Origin of the sequence: Dactylosporangium siamense, assembly GCF_016862795.1 — a bacterium.
In the GTDB taxonomy this organism is placed as follows: domain Bacteria; phylum Actinomycetota; class Actinomycetes; order Mycobacteriales; family Micromonosporaceae; genus Dactylosporangium; species Dactylosporangium siamense.
In genome coordinates this window covers 1-20037 of sequence record NZ_BONQ01000205.1, presented here as the reverse complement: position 1 = coordinate 20037, position 20037 = coordinate 1, and the positions used below count along the sequence as shown (strand labels likewise).

At 70.3% G+C, this 20037-nt stretch carries 14 protein-coding genes and 1 CRISPR repeat array; of the genes, 9 read left to right on the top strand and 5 right to left on the bottom strand.

Annotated elements, in window-relative coordinates:
• Positions 1 to 8: 8 nt before the first annotated feature.
• Positions 9 to 1043, bottom strand: coding sequence for a LacI family DNA-binding transcriptional regulator (locus tag Dsi01nite_RS55255; protein ID WP_203854570.1), 1035 nt, complete (start codon positions 1041 to 1043; stop codon positions 9 to 11).
• Positions 1044 to 1224: 181 nt separating this feature from the next.
• Between Dsi01nite_RS55255 and Dsi01nite_RS55250 the strand changes: the two genes are divergently transcribed.
• The 9 genes from Dsi01nite_RS55250 (at position 1225) to rsgA (ending at position 11880) form a co-directional block, all read left to right on the top strand.
• Complete coding sequence (locus Dsi01nite_RS55250) at positions 1225 to 2229, top strand: alcohol dehydrogenase catalytic domain-containing protein (protein ID WP_203854569.1); 1005 nt, start codon at positions 1225 to 1227, stop codon at positions 2227 to 2229.
• Complete coding sequence (locus Dsi01nite_RS55245; protein WP_203854568.1) at positions 2226 to 3239, top strand: Gfo/Idh/MocA family protein; 1014 nt, start codon at positions 2226 to 2228, stop codon at positions 3237 to 3239. The genes Dsi01nite_RS55250 and Dsi01nite_RS55245 overlap by 4 nt, the downstream gene beginning before the upstream one ends.
• Positions 3236 to 5857, top strand: a complete 2622-nt coding sequence (locus tag Dsi01nite_RS55240) for a glycoside hydrolase family 2 protein (RefSeq protein ID WP_203854567.1) — start codon at positions 3236 to 3238, stop codon at positions 5855 to 5857. The genes Dsi01nite_RS55245 and Dsi01nite_RS55240 overlap by 4 nt, the downstream gene beginning before the upstream one ends.
• Positions 5854 to 7059: a family 1 glycosylhydrolase gene (locus Dsi01nite_RS55235; protein ID WP_203854566.1), complete on the top strand. Its 1206-nt coding sequence runs from the start codon at positions 5854 to 5856 to the stop codon at positions 7057 to 7059. The genes Dsi01nite_RS55240 and Dsi01nite_RS55235 overlap by 4 nt, the downstream gene beginning before the upstream one ends.
• Positions 7056 to 8402: an ABC transporter substrate-binding protein gene (locus Dsi01nite_RS55230; protein WP_203854565.1), complete on the top strand. Its 1347-nt coding sequence runs from the start codon at positions 7056 to 7058 to the stop codon at positions 8400 to 8402. The genes Dsi01nite_RS55235 and Dsi01nite_RS55230 overlap by 4 nt, the downstream gene beginning before the upstream one ends.
• Before the next feature lie 57 nt (positions 8403 to 8459).
• Positions 8460 to 9425, top strand: a complete 966-nt coding sequence (locus tag Dsi01nite_RS55225) for a carbohydrate ABC transporter permease (protein WP_203854564.1) — start codon at positions 8460 to 8462, stop codon at positions 9423 to 9425.
• The gene (locus Dsi01nite_RS55220) at positions 9425 to 10291 is read left to right on the top strand and encodes a carbohydrate ABC transporter permease (protein ID WP_203854585.1); all 867 of its coding nucleotides are present in this window, start codon (positions 9425 to 9427) and stop codon (positions 10289 to 10291) included. The genes Dsi01nite_RS55225 and Dsi01nite_RS55220 overlap by 1 nt, the downstream gene beginning before the upstream one ends.
• Entirely contained in the window at positions 10288 to 10488 is a 201-nt protein-coding gene (locus Dsi01nite_RS55215) for a DeoR family transcriptional regulator (protein WP_203854563.1), read from the top strand. The genes Dsi01nite_RS55220 and Dsi01nite_RS55215 overlap by 4 nt, the downstream gene beginning before the upstream one ends.
• Before the next feature lie 312 nt (positions 10489 to 10800).
• Positions 10801 to 11880, top strand: a complete 1080-nt coding sequence (gene rsgA, locus Dsi01nite_RS55210; protein ID WP_203854562.1) for a ribosome small subunit-dependent GTPase A — start codon at positions 10801 to 10803, stop codon at positions 11878 to 11880.
• A 440-nt stretch (positions 11881 to 12320) separates the two neighbouring features.
• On the opposite strand, the gene Dsi01nite_RS55205 is transcribed toward rsgA, so the two are convergent.
• From Dsi01nite_RS55205 to Dsi01nite_RS59160, 4 genes are all read right to left on the bottom strand, one after another.
• Entirely contained in the window at positions 12321 to 13493 is a 1173-nt protein-coding gene (locus Dsi01nite_RS55205) for a hypothetical protein (RefSeq protein ID WP_203854561.1), read from the bottom strand.
• Positions 13494 to 14117: 624 nt separating this feature from the next.
• Positions 14118 to 14849 carry a siderophore-interacting protein gene (locus Dsi01nite_RS55200; RefSeq protein WP_203854560.1) on the bottom strand — a complete coding sequence of 244 codons (732 nt, stop codon included), beginning with the start codon at positions 14847 to 14849 and terminating at the stop codon, positions 14118 to 14120.
• Between the two features lie 136 nt (positions 14850 to 14985).
• Positions 14986 to 18009 carry a hypothetical protein gene (locus Dsi01nite_RS55195; RefSeq protein WP_203854559.1) on the bottom strand — a complete coding sequence of 1008 codons (3024 nt, stop codon included), beginning with the start codon at positions 18007 to 18009 and terminating at the stop codon, positions 14986 to 14988.
• A 246-nt stretch (positions 18010 to 18255) separates the two neighbouring features.
• Complete coding sequence (locus Dsi01nite_RS59160; protein ID WP_373318971.1) at positions 18256 to 18918, bottom strand: transposase; 663 nt, start codon at positions 18916 to 18918, stop codon at positions 18256 to 18258.
• Positions 18919 to 19153: 235 nt separating this feature from the next.
• A CRISPR array of direct repeats spans positions 19154 to 19546; the repeat unit is 26 nt; unit sequence GGACCACCCCCGCATGCGCGGGGAGC.
• Positions 19547 to 20037 lie beyond the last annotated feature (491 nt).

Here is a 20037-nt window from a genome sequence, read left to right as displayed (position 1 = left end):
CGCGGCGTTCAGCGGCGCGGTCCTGCCGTGCTCTCCCGCACGACCAGGGAGAAGTCGGTGACGGTGTCGTGGTCGGCCTCGTCGCTGCCGTTGACCCGGTCCAGGAGCAGTGCCACGGCGGTCTCGGCGATCTGGGCCTTGTCCGGGGAGACCGACGTCAGCGACGGGATGCTGTAGGTCGCCTCGTCGATGTCGTCGAAGCCGACGACGGCCACGTCGTGGGGGATGCGGTAGCCGGTGTCGTGCAGGGCGCGCATCAGCCCCTGCGCGAGGAGGTCGTTGGCGCAGAAGACGCCGTCGGGGCGCTCCTCGGGGGGCAGGGCGAGGATGCGCCGGCCGGCCTCCGCGCCGTCGCGGCGGTGGTAGCCGTTGACGCTGAACACCAGCTCGGGGCGCAGCGGGACGCCGGCCGCCGCCAGGGCCTGCCGGTAGCCGGCGAGGCGCAGGTCGGCCATGTGCGAGTCGGTGCTGCGGCTGGCGCCGACGAACGCCACCCGCTTGCGGGGCAGTGACAGCAGGTGCTCGGTCGCGGTGCGGGCCGCGGCGACGTTGTCGATCCCGACATGGTCGATCCCGGCGTGGTCCGGCGCGACGGAGACCTGTTCGCCGAGGAGCACGACCGGGAAGCCGCCGCCGCGGTTGAGGATGTCCTCGCCGCTGCTGGCGATCGGGCTGCAGATGAGGCCGTCGATGAGCCGCTGGTGGCCGAACCCGTTGAGGGAGGCGTGCTCGCGGGTCAGGTCGCCGAACGTCTGGATGATGAGCACGGTGAGGCCCCGGCGCTCGGTGGCCTGCACGACGAGGCGGGTGAGCTCGGCGAAGTACGACACGTCGAGCTCCGGCACGGCCAGCCCGATCATGCCGGACCGGCCGCTGCGCAGGTTCTGCGCGGCGCGGTTGGGCTGGTAGCCCAGCTCCTCGATGGCGGCGAGGACCTTCTTGCGGATGCGGTCGCTGACGTGCGGGTAGTCGCTGATGACGTTGGACACCGTCTTGCGCGCCACGCCGGCACGGCGCGCCACGTCCTCCTGCGTCACGGCCACCGCGGACACCCCCCGTTCTGGATCAGGCAGCAGAGAGCGACTGCTCGTGGAGCCACTGTACAGGTTCTCTGCCACGTGGTAAAACTTTCTCTGCCACGTGGTAAACACCGGCGAAGTGATCGTGGGAACGCCGGGAAAATGCCGCTGACGTGCTACAACGCAAAGACCAAGGGAGGCGCACATGCCCCGCACCGCGATAGCACCGACATTCGTCGGCGAAGGAAAGATCGAGCTCCGTGAGCACACGTACCGTGACCCCGGCCCGGGCGAACTGCTGCTCGCCGTGGGCGCGAACGCGATCTGCGGCACTGACCGCGAGCAGTGGTTCGAGGGCTCGGCCGTCGTGCCCGGACACGAGGCGGCCGGGACCGTCGTCGCCGCGGGGGAGGGCACCACGGTCGCCGAGGGCACCCGCGGCGCCGTGTTCCTGATGGACTACTGCGGCACCTGCCGCAGCTGCCGGCTCGGGTACACCAACCAGTGCCTCGCCAAGCGCAACGACATGGGCTTCACCGCCGACGGCGGCTACGGCCCCTACGAGATCGTCCACGAGAGCAACTTCTTCGCCGTCCCCGACAGCGTGACCGCCGCCGAGGCGACCCTCCTGCTCGACGTGATGGGCACCAGCGGCCACGCGCTCGGCCGGATCCACCGCATGCGCGACGACGTCGAGTCGCTCTACGTCGCCGGCGCCGGCCCGATCGGCCTCGGCATCCTCGTCATGGCCCGCATCCGCTACGGCGCCGACGTCCCCGTCTACGTCAGCGACGTGTCGCCGTGGCGGCTGGCGTTCGCCGAGGAGCTCGGCGCCACCCCGGTCGACGCGACCCGGCCGGTCACGCTCACCGGCGTCGACGCCGCGATCGACTCCACCGGCAAGCAGAGCGCCCGGCAGACCGCGGTCGCCGTGCTCGGCAAGCGCGGCGTGCTCGCCTGCGTCGGCCACGGCGAGGGCCTCACCCTCGACGTGTCCGCCGACCTCATCGCCCCCGAGCGGACCGTCATGGGCAGCGAATACTTCGCCTACGCCGAGATGGCCGCCAACCTGGAGCTGCTCCAGGCGCACCTGCCGCAGCTGTCCCGGATCATCACCCACCGGCTGCCGGCCAGTGAGCTGACCGCCGCGTTCGAACTGTTCCTCGGCGGCGAGACCGGCAAGGTCGTCGTCACGCAGGACGAGCGGTGACCGCCCGCCTGAAGGTCGCCGTCGTCGGCGCCGGCGGCTGGGGCGAGCAGCACGCCCGCATCTTCGCCCAGCGTCCCGACACCGACCTCGTCGCGATCGCCGGCCGCACCGAGCGGCGCACCGCCGAGCGGGCCGCCGCGTACGGCACCCGGCCGTACACCGACCTCACCGCCATGGTCGAGGCCGAACGCCCCGACCTCATCACCGTCAGCCTGCCCAACGAGGGCCACTTCGAGCCCACCCTGGAGCTGATCCGGCTCGGCGTGCCGCTGCTGGTGGAGAAGCCGCTCGTGTTCGACCTGGCCGAGGCCGACAAGCTCATCGCCGAGGCGGCCGAACGCGACCTGTTCTTCGGCATCAACTTCAACCACCGCTACGCCGAGCCGGTGCTGCGCGCCCGGCAGGCCATCGCCAACGGCGCGATCGGCGACCTCGTCTTCGCCACCTGGCGCTTCGGCGGTGAACCCAACTTCGGCACCTCCCCGCACGCCAACCTCATCGAGACCCAGTGCCACGGCTTCGACATGCTCGAGCACCTGTGCGGGCCGATCACCTCCGTCGCGGCGCAGCTCACCGACAAGACCCGCACCGGCGTCTACACCACCCTGGCGGTCGCGCTCGGGTTCGCCGACGGCGCCGTCGGCAGCCTCGTCGGCAGCTACGACTCCTCCTACGCGTACCCCGGCACCCAGCTCATCGAGCTCAACGGCACCGCCGGCCGCGCGCTCATCGAGGACACCGTCGCCCGGCTCACCCTGCAGTCCGTCGGCGACGAGACCCGCCACGTCTGGCAGGCCGGCTACTTCAACGACGCCGCCCGCCAGTTCCACCTCACGTTCGACCGGCACGTCGACGCGGTCCTCGCCGCCCTGCGCGACGGGGCCGAGCCGCCCGTGCACGCCCGCGCCGGCCGCCGCGCCCTCGCCCTGGCCATGGCCGTCATCGAGTCGTTCGAGACCGGCCGCCGCGTCTGTGTCCCCGCCGAGGTCCCCGCTGAGGACGCGTCGTGACCATCGCCGACCACGAAGCCCGCACCTCGGTGCTCAGCCTCGACGGCACCTGGGGCTTCCATCCGGGCGACACCGCCGACTCGCTCCCGCCGCCCCTGGCCGGCCTCGGCGCCATCCAGGTGCCGGGTCTGTGGGAGGCGCAGGGACACCTGCATCTGAGCGGGGTCGCCTGGTACGTCCGTGAGTTCGACCTCGACGACGTCGAAGGTCACTGGACCGTGGCATTCGGCGCCGTGATGGACGAGGCGACCGTCCACGTCAACGGCGTCCAGGTCGGTGCGCACGCCGGCGCGTACACCCCGTTCACCGTCGACGCCACCGGCGTGCTGCGGGCCGGGCGCAACGTCATCGCCGTGCGGGTCCTCGACATCCCCGGCGACGCGCCCGAGCACCCGCGCGGTCCGCACGGCAAGCAGGGCTGGAAGAACGACCTGTTCCCCAGCCCGCCCAGCCTGTACCTGACCTACGGCGGCATCTGGCAACCGGTCACCCTGACCCGGCACGGCGCCGTCACCCTCCAGGACGCCTTCGTCAACGGCGACCCGGCCCGACCCGAGGCGAAGGTCCGCATCCGCAACCGCGGCGGCCGCATCGCCGCGGTCGTCGAGTGCACGGTCGACGGCCGGGTCACCCGCCAGGAGGTCATGGTCCCCGGACACGCCGACTGCGAGGTCGTCCTGCACCCGCGCCTGGACGGCCTCGAGCGCTGGTCGCCGCAGTCGCCGGCCCTGCACCACGCCCGGTTCGTGGTGCTCGCCGACGGGTACGCCTGCGACGAGACCGAGGTCCGCTTCGGCGTGCGCACCGTCACCGTCGACGGCGACCGGATCCTGCTCAACGGCGCGCCGCTGCGCGTGCAGGCCGCGCTCGTGCAGGGCTTCCGCGCCGACACCCTCTACGCCGAGGGCTCCCGCGACGCGATCGAGCGGGAGGTCCACGCCGCGAAGGCGATCGGGCTCACCATGCTGCGCCTGCACATCAAGGCGTTCGAGCCCCGGTACCTCGACGTCTGCGACGAACTCGGCATGCTCGTGCACTGCGACCTGCCGATCGCCGAGCCGATCGCGGTCGACGAGCTCGACGACACCGGGCCCCTCGCCCGGGCCTGCGCCGCGGCCGCCGCCGAGCAGGTCCTGCGCGACCGCAACCACCCCAGCGTCGTGCTGTGGTCGGCGATGAACGAGATCGGCGCCGAGAACACCGACCGCGACGTGCGCGCCTCGCCGGGCTACGAACGGTTCACCCGGATGCTGTACAACCTCGTCACCGACCTCGACGGCACCCGCCCCGTGATCGAGAACGACTCCGTCGAACCCGGCCCGGAACACGTCTACCGCAGCCCGATCCTCACAGCGCACTGGTACGGGCGACTCAGCCGCCAGTACCTCGCCGCGCTGCGCGCGAAGAGCACCGCCGCTCCCGTGCCCGGCAAGGTGCTGCTGGTCAGCGAGTTCGGCGACTGGGGCCTGCCGTCACTGGAGACAGCCGCCACGCAGACCCCGTTCTGGTGGCCGAACCATCTCGCCGAGGACATCGCGGCGCTGCCGTGGCCCGGCACCGCCGCCGCCTTCGTCGAAGGGACCCAGGCCTACCAGGGCCTGGCCGACCGGCTGCAGATCGAGCTGTTCCGCAGCACGCCCGGCATCGCCGGATGGTGCCTCACCGAGCTCACCGACGTGCCGCACGAATACAACGGGCTGTGGGACCTCGAACGGCGCGGCAAGGACCCGGCGATCCGCGAGGTCGCCGCGGCCTGCCGGCCCACCCTGCCGATCGCGCTGCACGACGACGACGCCTGGAACGGCTTCGCCGGCGGAACCGTCGACCTGTCGGTCGTCGTGTCCAACGACACGCCCGCGACGGTCACCGGCGAATGGTCCGTCGACGGCGTCACCGGCACCGCCACGCTCGCCCCGCACACGCCGACGACACCGCATCCGGTGACCGTGCCGCTGCCGTCCCGGCCGGGACCCCACGAGCTGACCGTGACCTGGACGGCACCCGGCGCGGCCCCGGTCGAGCAGCGCTACCCGCTCACCGTCCTCGCCCGGCCGACGGCGGCGCATTCCGTACACCTGCTGGGATCGGCGACGGACGAGCGGGCGTTGACCGCCGTCGGCGCACGGACCGGCGACACCGGGTGCCTGGTCGTCGGCGAAGGCGCGCTGTCCGCGGCCACCGGCCCGCTCGTCGACGCGGCGCTGCGCGAAGGGCGCAACGTGCTCGTCCTCGCCCAGGGCGTCGACGGCGCCGCGCACCTGCCGGTGCCGGCCACCGTCAAGGACCTGGCCACCGAATGGGGTTCGCTGCCGAACGTGTTCACGACCGGCGAGCCGGTGCTGTCCGCGGTGCCACCCGGCACGGTCGTCACCACCGAACTGCTCAGCGTCACCGCGCACGTCGTCTACACGTCCCTGGACGGGCGTGACTGGCCACAACGGCCCGTGCTCGGCGTCTACAAGCCCCTGCCGGGGCGCCTCACCGGCGTCATCGTCGCCGCGCTGCCCGTGCACGACGGCTGGCTGTGGCTGTGCCAGCTGCCGCTCGTCGACGCCGTCCTGCGCGACGACCCGACCGCCGTGGCCACCCTCGCCGACCTGATCGGAGCCGCGTCATGAACCAGTTCTCCGACGGCGTCCTGCGACTCGGCGTGGGCATCGAGGACACGTTCATCGCGCACACCGCGCTCGGCCGCCGCAAGCTCGACGAGTACGAGCTGACCCAGCACTACACCCGCTGGGCCGGCGACCTCGACCTGGTCAAGGCGTCCGGCGCGAACACCGTCCGCTACGGGCTGCCGTGGTACCGCATCAACCCCGCACCCGGGACGTACGTGTGGGACTGGGCCGACCGGGTCGTCGACCGGCTCTGCGAACTCGGCCTCGAGGTCATCGTCGACCTCGTGCACTACGGCACCCCCGAATGGCTCGACAACCACTTCATCAACCACCGCTACCCGCAGGCGGTCGCCGAGTACGCCTTCGCGCTCGCCGAACGCTACGGCGACCGGCTCACCGCCTGGACCCCGCTGAACGAACCGCAGTGGACGGCCCGGCTGTGCGGGGAGTCCGGGACCTGGCCGCCGTACCTCACCGGCGACGACGGCTACCTGCAGATGATGCGGGCGATCGCGAAAGGCGTCGTCGGCTCGCAACGGGCGATCACCGACGCCACCGGCGGCAAGGCCACCTTCGTGCACGTGGAGGCGTCCTTCCGCTACCCGTCCGGCGACTCCGGCGTGTTGAACGAACGCCGGTGGCTGTGCGGCGACCTGCTCAACGGCATGGTCGGCGAAGGCCACCCGCTGCTCGGCTACCTGCGCGAGCACGGCTTCACCGACGACGACCTGACCTGGTTCGCGTCGAACCCGGCCCGGCCGGACGTCATGGGGATCAACTACTACCCGATGTGGTCGACGCTCGTGCACGAAGACGGCCCCGGCGGCGCCGCTCAGGAACGCGACGACGGCGTCGCCGGGCTCGAGGAGATCATCCGCGAGACCGCCGCCCGCTACGGCGTCCCCGTCATGGTGACCGAGACCAGCTACGAAGGCACGATGGCGCAGCGCATCGCCTGGCTGCGCGACTCCGTCGCCCTGCTCCACAAGCTCCGCTCAGAGGTCGAGATCGCCGGCTACATCTGGTGGCCGTTCTTCGACCAGATCCGCTGGCAGTACCGGGAGGCGCTCGACCCCGTCGAGCAGCACCTGCACCGGCTCGGCCTGGTGACCCTGGACACCGACGACGTGGGCGGCTTCCCCCGCCGGCCCAACGAGCTCTTCGACGTCTTTCAAGCACTCTGTCAAGGAAGGCAATCATGAGACGGACACCCCCCATCCGCGTTCTCAGTCGCGCCCTCAGCATCGCCGCCGCCACCCTCCTGCTCGCCGCCTGCGCCGACACCGCCGGCGACACGGCCCAGGGCACCGCCGGCTGCGAGGCCTACCAGCAGTACGGCACGTTCAAGGACAAGAAGGTGTCGCTGTACTCCGGCATCGTCGCGCCCGAGGACGAGCCGCACATCAACTCCTACAAGAACTTCGAACGCTGCACCGGCATCCAGGTCGAGTTCCAGGGTGAGAAGGAGTTCGACACCCAGGTCCAGGTGCGCATCAAGGGCGGCAACCCGCCGGACCTCGCGATCTTCGCGCAGCCCGGGCTCGTCAAGCAGCTCGTCGAGACCGGCAAGGCGGTGCAGGCCCCGGACACCGTCGTGGCCAACGTGAAGAAGTTCTGGAGCGAGTCCTGGCAGGGCTACGTCACCGTCAACGGCAAGGTCTACGGCGCGCCGCTCGGCGCCAACGTGAAGTCCTTCGTCTGGTACTCCCCGAAGGAGTTCAAGGCCAAGGGATACACGGTGCCCAAGACCCTCGACGAGCTCAAGACGCTGTCGGAGAAGATCGCCGCGGGCGGGCAGAAGCCGTGGTGCGTGGGCATCGGGTCCGGCGACGCGACCGGCTGGCCGGTGACGGACTGGATGGAGGACATGATGCTCCGCCTGTCCGGCCCGAAGGCCTACGACGACTGGGTCAACCACACGATCCCGTTCAACGGCCCGGAGGCGACCGGCGCCCTCGACGCCGTCGGCGAATACCTGAAGAACCCCGCCTTCGTCAACGGCGGCCTCGGTGACGTGAAGAGCGTGGCGTCGACCCAGTTCCAGGACGCCGGCCTGCCGATCCTGCAGGGCCAGTGCAGCCTGCACCGGCAGGGCTCGTTCTACGCGCAGAACTGGCCGAAGGGCGTCAACGTCTCACCCGACGGCGACATCTACGCGTTCTACTTCCCGAGCAAGGACGACACCAGCAAGCCCGTCCTCGGCGGCGGCGAGTTCGTGGTCGCGTTCTCCGACCGGCCCGAGGTGAAGGCGTTCCAGACCTTCCTGGCCTCCGACACGTGGGCCAACGAGAAGGTCGCGAGCACCCCCGGCGGCGGCTGGATCAGCGCCAACACCGGCATGGACGCGAGCAAGCTGACCAACCCGATCGACAAGCTGTCCGCGCAGATCCTGCAGGACCCGAAGTCGGTGTTCCGCTACGACGGCTCCGACCAGATGCCCGGCGCCGTCGGCACCAACGCCTTCTGGAAGCAGGGCACCAACTGGGTGACCGGACAGTCCACCAAGGCCACCCTCGACGCGATCGAAGCGGCCTGGCCCAAGTAGTGCCCCTCGGCGCGGCGGCCGCACCCCACGGCCGCCGCGCCCCACTGGAGGAACCACATGGAAATCGCGGCGAAGCTGGGACAGCTCGCCCTCGGCCTCGGGGCGTTCGCTCTCGTGGTGACGGTGATCCTGCTCCTTGCCGGGCGCTTCAACGGCCCGAAGGCCGACCGCCGGCTGGCCTGGCTGTTCCTGGCCCCGACCGTCCTCGGCCTCGCGGTCGCCGTCGTGTACCCGGCGCTGCGCACCGTCTACGAGTCGCTGTTCGACGCGCACGGCGCGCAGTTCGTCGGCCTCGACAACTACGTCAGCATCTTCAGCTCCGCCGAACAGCTGCACGTGCTGCGCAACACCGCCATCTGGGTCCTGCTGTCGCCCCTCGCCGCGACCGCGATCGGACTCGTCTACGCCGTCCTCGTCGACCGCAGCCGGTTCGAGTCCTTCGCCAAGGCGCTGGTCTTCCTGCCGATGGCGATCTCGTTCGTCGGCGCGTCGATCATCTGGAAGTTCGTCTACGAGTACCGCCCCGACCTGCCCGGCGTCTCCCAGATCGGGCTGCTCAACCAGATCCTCGTCACGCTCGGCGGCACCCCGCAGCAGTGGCTCATCAACGCGCCGCTCAACACCCTGCTGCTCGTCGTGGTGATGATCTGGATCCAGGCGGGCTTCGCGATGACCGTGCTCTCCGCCGCCATCAAGGAGATCCCGGTGGAGATCATCGAGTCGGCGCAGCTGGACGGCGTCACCGGCATCGGCCTGTTCCGCAACATCACCCTGCCGAGCATCCGCCCCACGATCGTCGTCGTGCTCACCACGATCGCGATCTGGACCCTCAAGGTCTTCGACATCGTGCGCACCATGACCGGCGGGCAGTTCGACACCAGCGTCGTGGCGAACGAGTTCTACACGCAAAGCTTCCGCTCCGACAACCAGGGCCTCGGCTCGACGCTCGCCGTGCTCCTGTTCGTGCTGGTCCTACCGGTCATCCTGTACAACATCCGGCAACTGCGCCGGTGGGGGGCGTGATGCAAGCCATCTCCGAACGATCGGCCACGGCCCGCAAGCGCCTGTCCTCACCGATCGCCTCGCTCGCCACGGTCGTCATCGCCGTGCTGTGGAGCCTGCCGACCGCCGGCCTGCTCGTCACGTCGTTCCGCCCGCAGGCCGACATCCAACGGACCGGCTGGTGGACCGCCACGAGCTTCACCCTCGACAACTACCGGCAGGTCCTGGAGAGCCAGACCTCCGGCCGGTCGCTGTCCCAGGCCTTCGTCAACTCCGTCGTCATCACCCTGCCATCGGTCCTGGCCCCGCTCGCCATCGCGCTCATCGCCGCCTACGCCCTCGCCTGGATCGACTTCAAGGGCCGCGACCTGCTCTTCGTGCTCATCTTCGCGCTGCAGATCGTGCCGATCCAGGTGACCCTGATCCCGCTGCTCAACCTGTACGTCGACGCCGGCCTCGCCGGCACCTACTGGCCCGTGTGGATCTCACACACCGTCTACTCGCTGCCCCTGGCCATCTTCCTGCTGCACAACTTCATGCGCGGCCTGCCGAAGGAACTCGTCGAGGCGGCCCGCGTCGACGGCGCCGGCCACGTCCAGATCTTCCTGCGGGTCCTCGCCCCGCTGCTCGTGCCGGCCGTCGCCGCGTTCGGCATCTTCCAGTTCCTCTGGGTGTGGAACGACCTGCTGGTCGCCCTGACCTTCGCGAACACCCCCGGCACCAACCCGATGACGGTCGCCCTGGCCAACCTGGCGGGCAGCCGCGGCAGCGCCTGGTACCTGCTGTCCGCCGCCGCCTTCGTCTCGATGCTGCTGCCCCTGATCGTGTTCCTGTCGATGCAGCGCTTCTTCGTCCGTGGGCTGCTCGCCGGGAGCGTGAAGGGATGACCGGCGCCATCACGGTGCTGCCCGAGCTGCGGCACCGCTGGATCGTCGAACAGGTGCTGACCGTGGGCGCGGTCACCGTCCGCGAGGTGGCGCAACGCTTCCACGTCTCCGCGTCCACCGCCAACCGCGACTGCGACCGCGTCGGCACCCGCATCGGCCGCCGCGTCCACGGCGGGATCGTCCGTGACCCCCTGTGAGCAAACTGTTCGAGGACCTCGTCGGGTAGCCGGCGCAGGACTGCCCGCGAGGCTGGCGGGTCCGCGACAGTTCGTCGTGCGCGGGCGGCGGGTCCGGTAGATTCCTGGGTACGGCATCCGGGTCAACACCGGTCCAGACGAGGCGTTCAAGGGAGGTGGAGTGCGTGACCGTCACGGCGATGGCTGCTGTCCGCAGCGCACGATCCATCCTCACCTTCAGGCCCATTGGCTGACCGCTCCGGTGACAGCCCGCTGAGCGCGGGCACGACACGGCGGTCGTAGCCGGGCCCCCTTCGTAAAGGGTCTTTGCTGTTGTCTGCTCATCATGCGTCCTCCGGCCTGTCCGCATACGGCTGGGACGACACGCTCGAACAAACCTTCACCCCGCACCGTGCCGCCGGGCTGGTCGCCGCCCGGATCGTCGCCGTCGACCGTGGCGGCTGCGACGTCGTCACCGGTACCGGACACCTCCGGGCCCGCACCGCCCCAACCGGTGACCCTGACCCGGTGGCCGCGCCGTGCACCGGCGACTGGGCTGCCCTGCGGTCCGCCCCCGAGCCGGCGGTGGTGGCCCTGCTGCCGCGCCGGAGCGTCATCGTCCGGGCGTCGGCCACCCGGTCGTCGCACGGGCAGGCCCTGGCCGCCAATGTCGACACGGCCGCGATCGTCGTCTCGCTCGAGGTGCCGGTGAACCCGAGCCGCATCGAGCGGCTCCTCGCTCTCGCGTGGGAGAGCGGGGCGCTGCCGGTGCTCGTGCTGACCAAGGCCGACCGGTCCGCCGACGCAGCCCGCGCCGCGGCCGACGTGGCGGTGCTGGCCCCAGGCGTTGAGGTCGTCACAACCAGTGCGGCCACCGGTGCCGGGCTGGACATGCTGACGTCGGTGCTCACCGGCACGGTTGTGCTGCTGGGCCCGTCCGGGGCCGGCAAGTCGACGCTGGGCAACGCACTGCTCGGCGCTGACGTCCTGGCCACCGGTGCGGTCCGGGGCCAGGACGGCAAGGGCCGGCACACGACGGTGCGCCGGGAACTGGTGCCGCTGCCCGCCGGTGGGGTGCTCATCGACACCCCGGGGCTGCGCGGGATCGGCCTGTTCGACGCCGACGACGGCCTGCACCTGGCTTTCGCCGAGATCCAACGCTTCGCCGAGCGGTGCCACTTCGACGACTGCGGCCACGACACCGAACCCGGCTGTGCCGTGACCGCCGCTGTCGCCGCGGGGGAGCTGAGCGAGCGTCGCCTCGACAGCTACCACAAGCTGCAGCGGGAGAACGCCTGGGCGACGTCCCGCACCGACGCGCGGCTGCGTGCCCTGCGGGCGCGCGAGTCCAAGGCGATGAGCCGCTTCCAGCGGGAGCTGTACGCGTCCCGTGAGCGGCACGGTCGTCGATGACGCCGGACGGGTCCTCGCCGGCGGCCGGATAGGTCCAGCCTCGGCGGCGGTGTGCGCAGCACCGGTCTGCGCCCACTGCCGCCGTGGTTGACGACGGCATGACCGCGACCGGCAACGAGGAGGTCCGCCGCAGGCCCGACGATCGCCGCCGTCCTGCTCGTCGTCGTCGGCGTCATCGCCTGGGAGGTCGTCCCTCCCGCCGTGGGCCGGACCTGAACGTCTGACCGTCCGGCGGGCACCCGCCGCGCCGACCTCTTGGCCAGTCACCGGCGGCTGACGACGTTGACCACCGTGCCGTCCGGGTCGCGGACGAAGAAGCGCCGCTGCTCGCAACCGGGTCGGCGGTGGTGACGGCGGATCGTCCGGCCCGATGCTGGCACCCGGTCAGGGGCGCGGCCCGGAGTTCCGGGTCGCGCCCCTGACTGATGGTCCCGTCTGACTTATCGGCCGATCTGCTGACCGTTGTCGGCCCAGGTGTTGTTGCTCCACGTGGGGAGCGTCGACGCGTTCAGGGCCTGGGTGCCGTAGTAGCCGCCCTTGGGCCAGAAGCCACCACCGGACTGGCGCATGAACTTGTTGTTCGTGACCTTGCCGTTGGTGATCTTGTAGTTGGCGTCGTACCAGTAGAACGAGTAGCCGCCGCCGTTCATCAGGTTGCTGTCGACGATGACGTCGTTGATCGAACCGATGTCGGCCTTGAGCAGGATGCACGACGTCTGGGTGTGCTGGTTCTCCAGGCGGTTGTGCAGGATGCGCACGTAGATCGCGTTCGTCGACTGGATGACGTCGTTGTGCTGGGCGGAGCCGGTGCCGCCCGGGTCGTGCAGCCAGGAGTCCTGGACCGTGCCGCGGCCGTCGATGCGCAGGATGTCGCCGGAGCCGTGGGCGTTGACCCGCAGGAGGGTGAAGCCGGTGCGGCCGATGAGGGCGATGCCACCGGTCGAGGCGTCCTTGAGCTGGCCGTCGATCTCGGTGTCTTCGATGCGCAGGTTCGCGTTGTCATCGGTGGACGTGACGGCCTGGACGTTGGCCACGCGGATCCGGCTGTTGCGGATCGTCACGTTCTTGGCCTTGATCTCGATGTGGCCGTTGATGTCCTTGCTGTCGATGACCGTGCCGGCGACCGTGATGGTCATGGGGCCGGTGTACGGCGTCAGCGTCACCTTCTTGCGGGTGTCGCCGGCCAGGCCCTGCGGGTAGCCGGTGTTGTTCGCGGCGGGGAAACCGGCAACCGTGTAGGTCGGGTTGCCGCTCGGGCTCTGCGTCGTCGTGCTGGTGGTCGTCGGCGCGGGGGACGTGGAGCCGGAGGGCGAGGCCGAGGTCGCCGGGGTCGTCGAAGCGGAAGGGCTACCCAGGCCGGTGGACGCGGACGGGGAAGCGCCAGTGCTCGTGGAGGCGCCGGGCTGCGCGCTGTATCCGGGGACGGCGCCGTAGCCGGGGAGGGTGTCCTTGCACGCGGTCAGGCCGCCGGTGGCGAGCAGTGCCGCCACGATGCCGACACCCGCGCGGCGCAGCGGACTGCGGCCGGCCGCAGACTGCGGTGCGGGGTGGAGCGGGGACCCGGCGGCGGGGAGCACGTCGGCGGAGTCGTGCGAGATGGAGTGCGGGTTCATGTTGCGGGAATCCTCCCTTTCAGTCGACATCTGTCCGTCGACGGCCATCGGCCTGGCGGAGCTTGTCGGCATGAAAGTCGGTTGGGGTTCCAGTCCAAGCTGAAACATTCCTTTGTCTGCGGCGCACGCGTTGTCCATTCCGGCTAACCCGAAATTGGCCGCGTGATGACCGGCGCTTTTGGCACCGTCCGAGACCTTGCCGTAAACCTTCCGGTCGAAAGCATGCCATGGCTTGACCAGGGAATGCATCCTTGCCGGATAGACGAACAGCTACCTTTAGCCCGCTTAAGCCTGAGCTAATAGGCAGTACGATTAAAAACCCCGCTTAAGCCCCGGATCGGACATGTCGGCGCGAGTTCGAGTGACCCGGATCACACCTACAGGTGTGGCCGAAAATGACGATCTTCATCATTCTTGCGATGCGGTAAACCATACAGCCGGGTGGCTTTTGGCTTAGTGCCAGCAGGTGTGATTCAGCCCGCCGTCGTTCAGTTCCCGGGAAGTTTCGACGGCGAATTTCCGGCGCAGGACACTGGTACCTGAGGCCGTGCCGCAGCCGCGACACGTCGCGGTACTGATGGCCGCGCGATCCGGTCGCAGTCGCCGCGTCCGCGTCCGCCGCGGTCAGTCGCCGCCGGCGCCGAAACCCGGGCGGCCCGGGGCCCAGTGGGGTTGGACGCGCACGGCTTTGCGGGCAAAGCCGCGCTGCTCGATCAGCAGGCGCTGCACCAGCCGGCAGGTGTCGCTCTCGCCGGCCACGTACGCGGCGCCGGCGCCGGCGGGCAGGGCCAACTCGCGGACGGCTTGCAGCAGCACCGGGGAGGCGACCGCGGACGCCCGCCCCCGGTGCACCCACGGCAGCGGCGGCACCCCGTCCGGGCCCGGCATCTCGTCCGCCGGGCCCGGCGCTTCGAAGACGCCGATCGCCGTCGCCGTGGTCCGGGGCAGCGCGGCGCGCATCGCCAGCAGTGGTACCGCCGCTGTCTCGTCCCCGATGAAGAGGTGGTACGCCGCCGAGTCGTCGAGGGTGATCTTGCTTCGTGGCGGCTCCAGGGTCACGCGGTCGTCGGGAGCGGCGGTGCGGGCCCAGTCGCAGCCCGGCCCGCCGGCGTCGTGCAACGCGAGCCGAAGCGACAGCGCCGAGCTGGCCGGGTCGTGCCGCCAGATGGAGTACACCCGGCGCGCCTCACCGTTGCCGGCGGGCACCCGCACGACCACGTGTGCGCCTGGACGGCACCGCAGGCGCGGCACATCCGGGCCGATCAGGTCGATCTGGCGCATCGTGGCGCTCACATCCCGCACGGCCGCGATCCGGGTCAGCAGATCCGGCCGGGCCGCCCTCCGTGGATACGTCACGCCGGCGAGCCTAACCGTTGTCGTTGAGTGCTGTACGGCGCTCATGCGGCCGTCCTGTCTTGCGACAGGACGGTGGGGCTGCCGTTCCGTGGCCTGTCCAGCGCCGGACAGGCCACGGTTCCGGGTCGGTGGCGGTTCAGGCCGACGTCACCGCGAACCCGTCCAGCACCGCGTATGTGCCGGACAGTTTGGTGACGACGATGGTGTGGGTGCCGGCGGTGAGGCCGGTTCTGGTGTAGACGACGACGTTGGCGTGGCGTACGCCGTCGGTGGGGACGGTGTTGACGGTCACTTGGGTGCCGCCGTCGATGGTGATGCCGAGGTTGCCCTGGTCGGTGTTCTGTTCGCCGTAGACGGTGATGCCGGTGCCGGTGAACGTCAGGGTGGCGGTGGATCCGTTGGTGGTGGCGTAGTGGATGTCGCCGTTGAGGTCGCCGAAGGTCCGGCCGGACTGCAGGGTGAAGCCGCTGTAGGCGATGCGGCTGTCGGTGTTGTCCATCCGGGTCGTGGTCGGGCCCGTGTTCAGGACCGCGAAGCCGTCGAGGACCGCGTAGTTGCCGGACAGTTTGGTGACGACGATGGTGTGGGTGCCGGCGCTGAGGCCGGTTCTGGTGTAGACGGCGACGTTGGCGTGGCGTACGCCGTCGGACGGGACGGTGTTGACGGTCACTTGGGTGCCGCCGTCGATGCTGATGCCGAGGTTGCCCTGGTCGGTGTTCTGCTCACCGTAGACGGAGATGCCGGTGCCGGTGAACGTCAGCGTGGCGGTCGACCCGTTGGCTGAGGCGAAGTGGACGTCGCCGTTGAGATCACCGTACGTCCGGCCGGACTGCTGGCTGAAGCCGCTGTAGAGGATGCGGCTGTCGGTGTTGTCGATGCGACCGGGGGTGACCGGGCCGCCGTTGCCGTCGCCGACGCGGATGTCGGCCGTGGTGGTCCCGGAGGGGATCGGCACGATGAGGAACCCGCCGGAGACGAACTGGACGTTGGTGACCCGGACGTTCTTGACGTAGACCGGCGTGGTCGAGGTGAAGCCGTGCCCGCCGATGAGCACCTGGGAGGCGTTCGTCGGGGAGATGTACCGGACCTGCGGCGCGCCCGCGTTCGGCTGAGCGACATAGGCGGAGGTGAGCCCCGCCGCGGCGAGGATGCTGGTCGGGATGCTGGTCGGACCGGGTGTCGCCGGGATCGAGACGTTGCCGGAGGCGTTCGAGTCGACCGGTTGCGCGCAGGGGTACGACTGGGTGCCGGCGGAGAAGTAGTTGTTGCGGATCCAGAAGTGGCCGGTGGGGCTGCAGCCGCCCTGCGCCGAGCCACCGGCGCTGAAGGCGACGTTGCCTTCCCAGTTGATCCATTCGGCGCCGGCGTCGTCGTAGTAGGTGAAGTTGGTGTTGCGGCCGTTGAAGGCGACGTTGCCCTTGACCTGCAGGCCCTTCGCGAGCGTCGCGACCGGGTCGATGGTGCCGTCGGACTTGTTGACGTAGCCGGCCTGGTGGCCTTCGACGTAGATCGCACCGCCGTCGCTGCGCACCGACATGTAGTCGTGGAAGAGGTTGTTGCTGATGGTGTTGCTCTCGTTGATGTTGGTGGAGTTCTGCGGCGTGCTCGCCTGATCCACGTGACCCTGGATGACCCCGGCGGTGATCGCGGTGTACGGCAGGTCGTACAGCACGTTGTTGGTGATCTTCGTGCCACGGGAGAACAGCAGCGTGATGCCACACGCGGAGGAGTAGTCGGTACCGATGTGATGGATCACGTTGTCGGACACGGTGGTGTTCGTCAGGATCTCGTTGAGGCCGACGCTGTCGCCGCTGACGGCCGCGGGATCGGGCGTGCAGTGGTCCTTGATCCCCTGCGCCTCGCCGGCGTTGGTCGGGGTCGGGTCGTAGGTGCAGCCGAGCAGGAGCGCCGTCGATGCGATGTCGGTGAACTCGTTGCCCTGGATAAGGGTGTTGCGTGCGCCGTACATGACGCTGAGCCCGGCGCCGCCGAGGTTGACGAACCGGTTGCCGGCCAGGGTGAGGTTGGTGGTGGCGGTGAACGCGACGTTGGCGAGGGGCTGGGTCAGCGCGCCCCACGGGCAGCTGCCCGCCGGGTTCGCGAAGTTGCACATGCCCTGGTTACGGCCTTCGGTGATGCGCAGGTTGCTCTGCACGTCGGAGAACCCGCGTGACGGGTCGTTCCAGGTGGCGTAGGAGAACTGCAACCCAGTGAACGTGACGTCGTGCAACGGATTGGCTAGCGTGCCCGCGCCCTGCAGCAGCGACTCGAGGCGGGGGAGTTCCACGGCGAGGTTCTGCATCTGCTGCCAGGATTCCGGCTGGTAGTACAGCCGGTTCCCGTCGAGGAGCCACTCACCGGGGCTCAGCAGCGCTCGGGCGTTGTCGATCCGGGCCGGCTTGGTGTTCACCGACATCGACGGCAGCCCACCGCTGCCCTGGCTGAACGCGGCCCGGTTGGTGACGTTCGTCCAGCAGGGCTGCGCCATCGTCAGCGTCGCGGTGCTCGCCGTGTAGCTCGCGACCGGGCACCGCGACTCGGTCCACGGACCGTTGCCGCCGGGGTAGTCGAACTCGACCCTCGCCACCTCGGCCGCCGTGCGCGCGCCGAACCACGCCTTTGCGTTCGCGTCGGTGTTGATGTTGTACCCGGACGACGAACCGGTCCAACTGCCGGTCCAGCCGAGGTCCGACAGGGCCGCACCGGCCACGGGGACCTTCTTGCCGTCGACGTACACCTGCCGGGTCTGGCTACCGGCCGGCACCGGCGCGGACCAGACGCCGCTGGTGCCCTCCTGCGTCCAACCGGTCACCCGAGTCGCGCCGGAGATCACCGGCGCCGCACCGGGCGCGGCGCGCCACACCACGGGATGCCCCGCGCTGCCGGAGTCGGCGGCGGTGAACTTCCACGGGCTCGACAGCCGGTACGTGCCGTCGGCGAGCAGCACCTGCACGTCCGCGCCGGGGTCGGCGGCGAGTTTGGCGCGTACCGCGCCCTGCGCGCCGGTGAGGGAGCACGGGGCCGCCTGCGTGCACGCCGACCCGGCGCCGGCCGGCGACGCGTAGAAGGTCGCCGCGGTCGCCGCGGACGTTGGCTGGACCGGCGCAAGCCCGGCGGCTGTGGCGACCACCCCGGCGAGCAGGAGTCTGACTCGGTTCATGGTTGTCCTTTCGGCGGGACCGCTCCCCCGTGGCGGGCGGGAATACATAGGATGTATCTCGATCGCTGGACGCGCCGATTCGCCAGCAACCCTGTCTATGATCGAGGTCCGCGGTAGCGGCCACGGTCACTTGGAGCGAAACATAGGATGATACTCGGCCTATGTCAACACATCGACATGCGTGCCTTGGCTGGGCGACTCCCGGTCGGCGGTTCGCGATAGAGCGGTGACAGTCGATGGGTCGGATCATGTCTGACGAGGTGACACTCGGCGTCGACTTCGGTACGTCGCACACTGTCGCCGCGCTTGTCCGGGCTGATCCGCACTGCGCGGTCGAGCCGTTGCTCTTCGACGCCTTGCCGCTGCTGCCGTCTGGTGTCCACGTCGAGGACGGCCCAGTCCTCGTCGGCCGAGGCGCGCAGCGCCCGCCTGGACCCGCGTCGTTTCGAGCCGCACCCGAAACGACGCATCGACGACGGGGTGCTCCGCGGCACCGGGTTGCCCGTCTTTGTCGCGGAGCACGGTCTTACCATCCAGGCTGAGCGCTTTGCAGATCGCTGTGATGCCGATGCCGTTGCTGAGCAGTGCGTGGATCTCGGCATGGCGTTGCCGGGTCAGCTGCGCTCGGCGGTCGTAGTCAGACGCGGACTGCGGTGCGGGTTGGGCAACGTCTGCATGCTCAGGTCGTTCGCGTAAGGACTTTCGGTGTGCGCGGACCACCCGGTCAACCGCCCGGGTGGGGTTGTAGGGCAGGTGGAACCGGTCGGCGACCTGGATCGCGGTCGGGGCGCCGAGCCGGGCGCCCTCGGCATAGCCGCCGGCCCAGTCCCGGCAGATGACCTCAGCGCCAGGCTGGGCCCGCAGCCAGGCGGTGAAGCTGGCGGCCCGCCGGTCGGGCAAGAGATCCACCAGACGGCCGGTGTGTCCATGTCCACCACGATCGAGCCGTAATGGCGGCCCTCGCGGAACGCGAAGTCGTCCACCCCGACCGTCACCACTCGCCCAGGTTCCGGCACTGGCAGCGTACCGATCAGCTGCAGCAACGTCGTGCGTGACGCCGCGGCCGCCAACCGGTCACCGAGAATGGGGCCCACGCATGCGCGGGGAGCACGGCGGGACCGGTTGACATGATGATGGTTCCTCCGGACCACCCCCGCATGCGCGGGGGGCAGGTCCTCGCGGCGATGCGACCCGAACGGACCTGAGGGCCACCCCAGCATGCGCGGGGAGCACTCGACTTCGCGGGTCGTCCGCCAGCGCCGGACCGGACCACCCCCGCATGTGTGGGGAGCACGCTGTCCCCGGGGCTCGAACTGGGCAACCCCGCCGGACCACCCCCGCATGCGCGGGGAGCACGAGGCTGGCTCGCAGGGCTTCCTGCGCGTTGCGGGACCACCCCCACATGCGTGGGGAGCACAGCAACGTCGCCACCGTCACATGGACCGTCGTCGGACCACCCCCGCATGCGCGGGGAGCACAACAGCGGCCGCAGGTCGTACACGGCTCGCTGGGGACCACCCCCGCATGCGCGGGGAGCACGCCCTGCGAGACGAAGCCGGAGTAGCCGGTCATCGGACCACCCCGCATGCGCGGGGAGAACTGCCCGCGGTCGGAGCTCGTGTGCGTGGTGTGGGGACCACCCCCGCATGTGCGGGGAGCACCGCCTACGGTTCAGGAGCGCAGGTTGCGCTACGGGACCACCCCCGCATGCGCGGGGAGCACGACGTCACGACCCCGATCGCGTCGGTGGGCAAGGGACCACCCCCGCATGCGCGGGGAGCGCATGCGGTCCGCGACCTTGCGGGTGTAGGAGTGCGGACCACCCCCGCATGCGCGGGGAGCACGCCATTGCGATGCACGAGGTTCCCCCGGCGGGGGACCACCCCCGCATGCGCGGGAAGCACGTCGAGAAGCTGCGCGTCGCCGGCCTCATCGGGGGGACCACCCCCGCCTGCGCGGGGAGCACGTTGACGCACTGCTCGATGCGGGCGACCGCGTCGGACCACCCCCCGCATGCGCGGGGAGCAC

What these genes read in the sequence shown, in the direction of transcription:
- Dsi01nite_RS55250 (WP_203854569.1), top strand. Translation starts at nt 1,225, where the DNA reads ATGCCCCGCACCGCGATAGCACCGACATTCGTCGGCGAAGGAAAGATC.
- Dsi01nite_RS55235 (WP_203854566.1), top strand. Translation starts at nt 5,854, where the DNA reads ATGAACCAGTTCTCCGACGGCGTCCTGCGACTCGGCGTGGGCATCGAG.
- Dsi01nite_RS55230 (WP_203854565.1), top strand. Translation starts at nt 7,056, where the DNA reads ATGAGACGGACACCCCCCATCCGCGTTCTCAGTCGCGCCCTCAGCATC.
- Dsi01nite_RS55225 (WP_203854564.1), top strand. Translation starts at nt 8,460, where the DNA reads ATGGAAATCGCGGCGAAGCTGGGACAGCTCGCCCTCGGCCTCGGGGCG.
- Dsi01nite_RS55220 (WP_203854585.1), top strand. Translation starts at nt 9,425, where the DNA reads ATGCAAGCCATCTCCGAACGATCGGCCACGGCCCGCAAGCGCCTGTCC.
- Dsi01nite_RS55215 (WP_203854563.1), top strand. Translation starts at nt 10,288, where the DNA reads ATGACCGGCGCCATCACGGTGCTGCCCGAGCTGCGGCACCGCTGGATC.
- Dsi01nite_RS55205 (WP_203854561.1), bottom strand. Translation starts at nt 13,493, where the DNA reads ATGAACCCGCACTCCATCTCGCACGACTCCGCCGACGTGCTCCCCGCC.
- Dsi01nite_RS55195 (WP_203854559.1), bottom strand. Translation starts at nt 18,009, where the DNA reads ATGAACCGAGTCAGACTCCTGCTCGCCGGGGTGGTCGCCACAGCCGCC.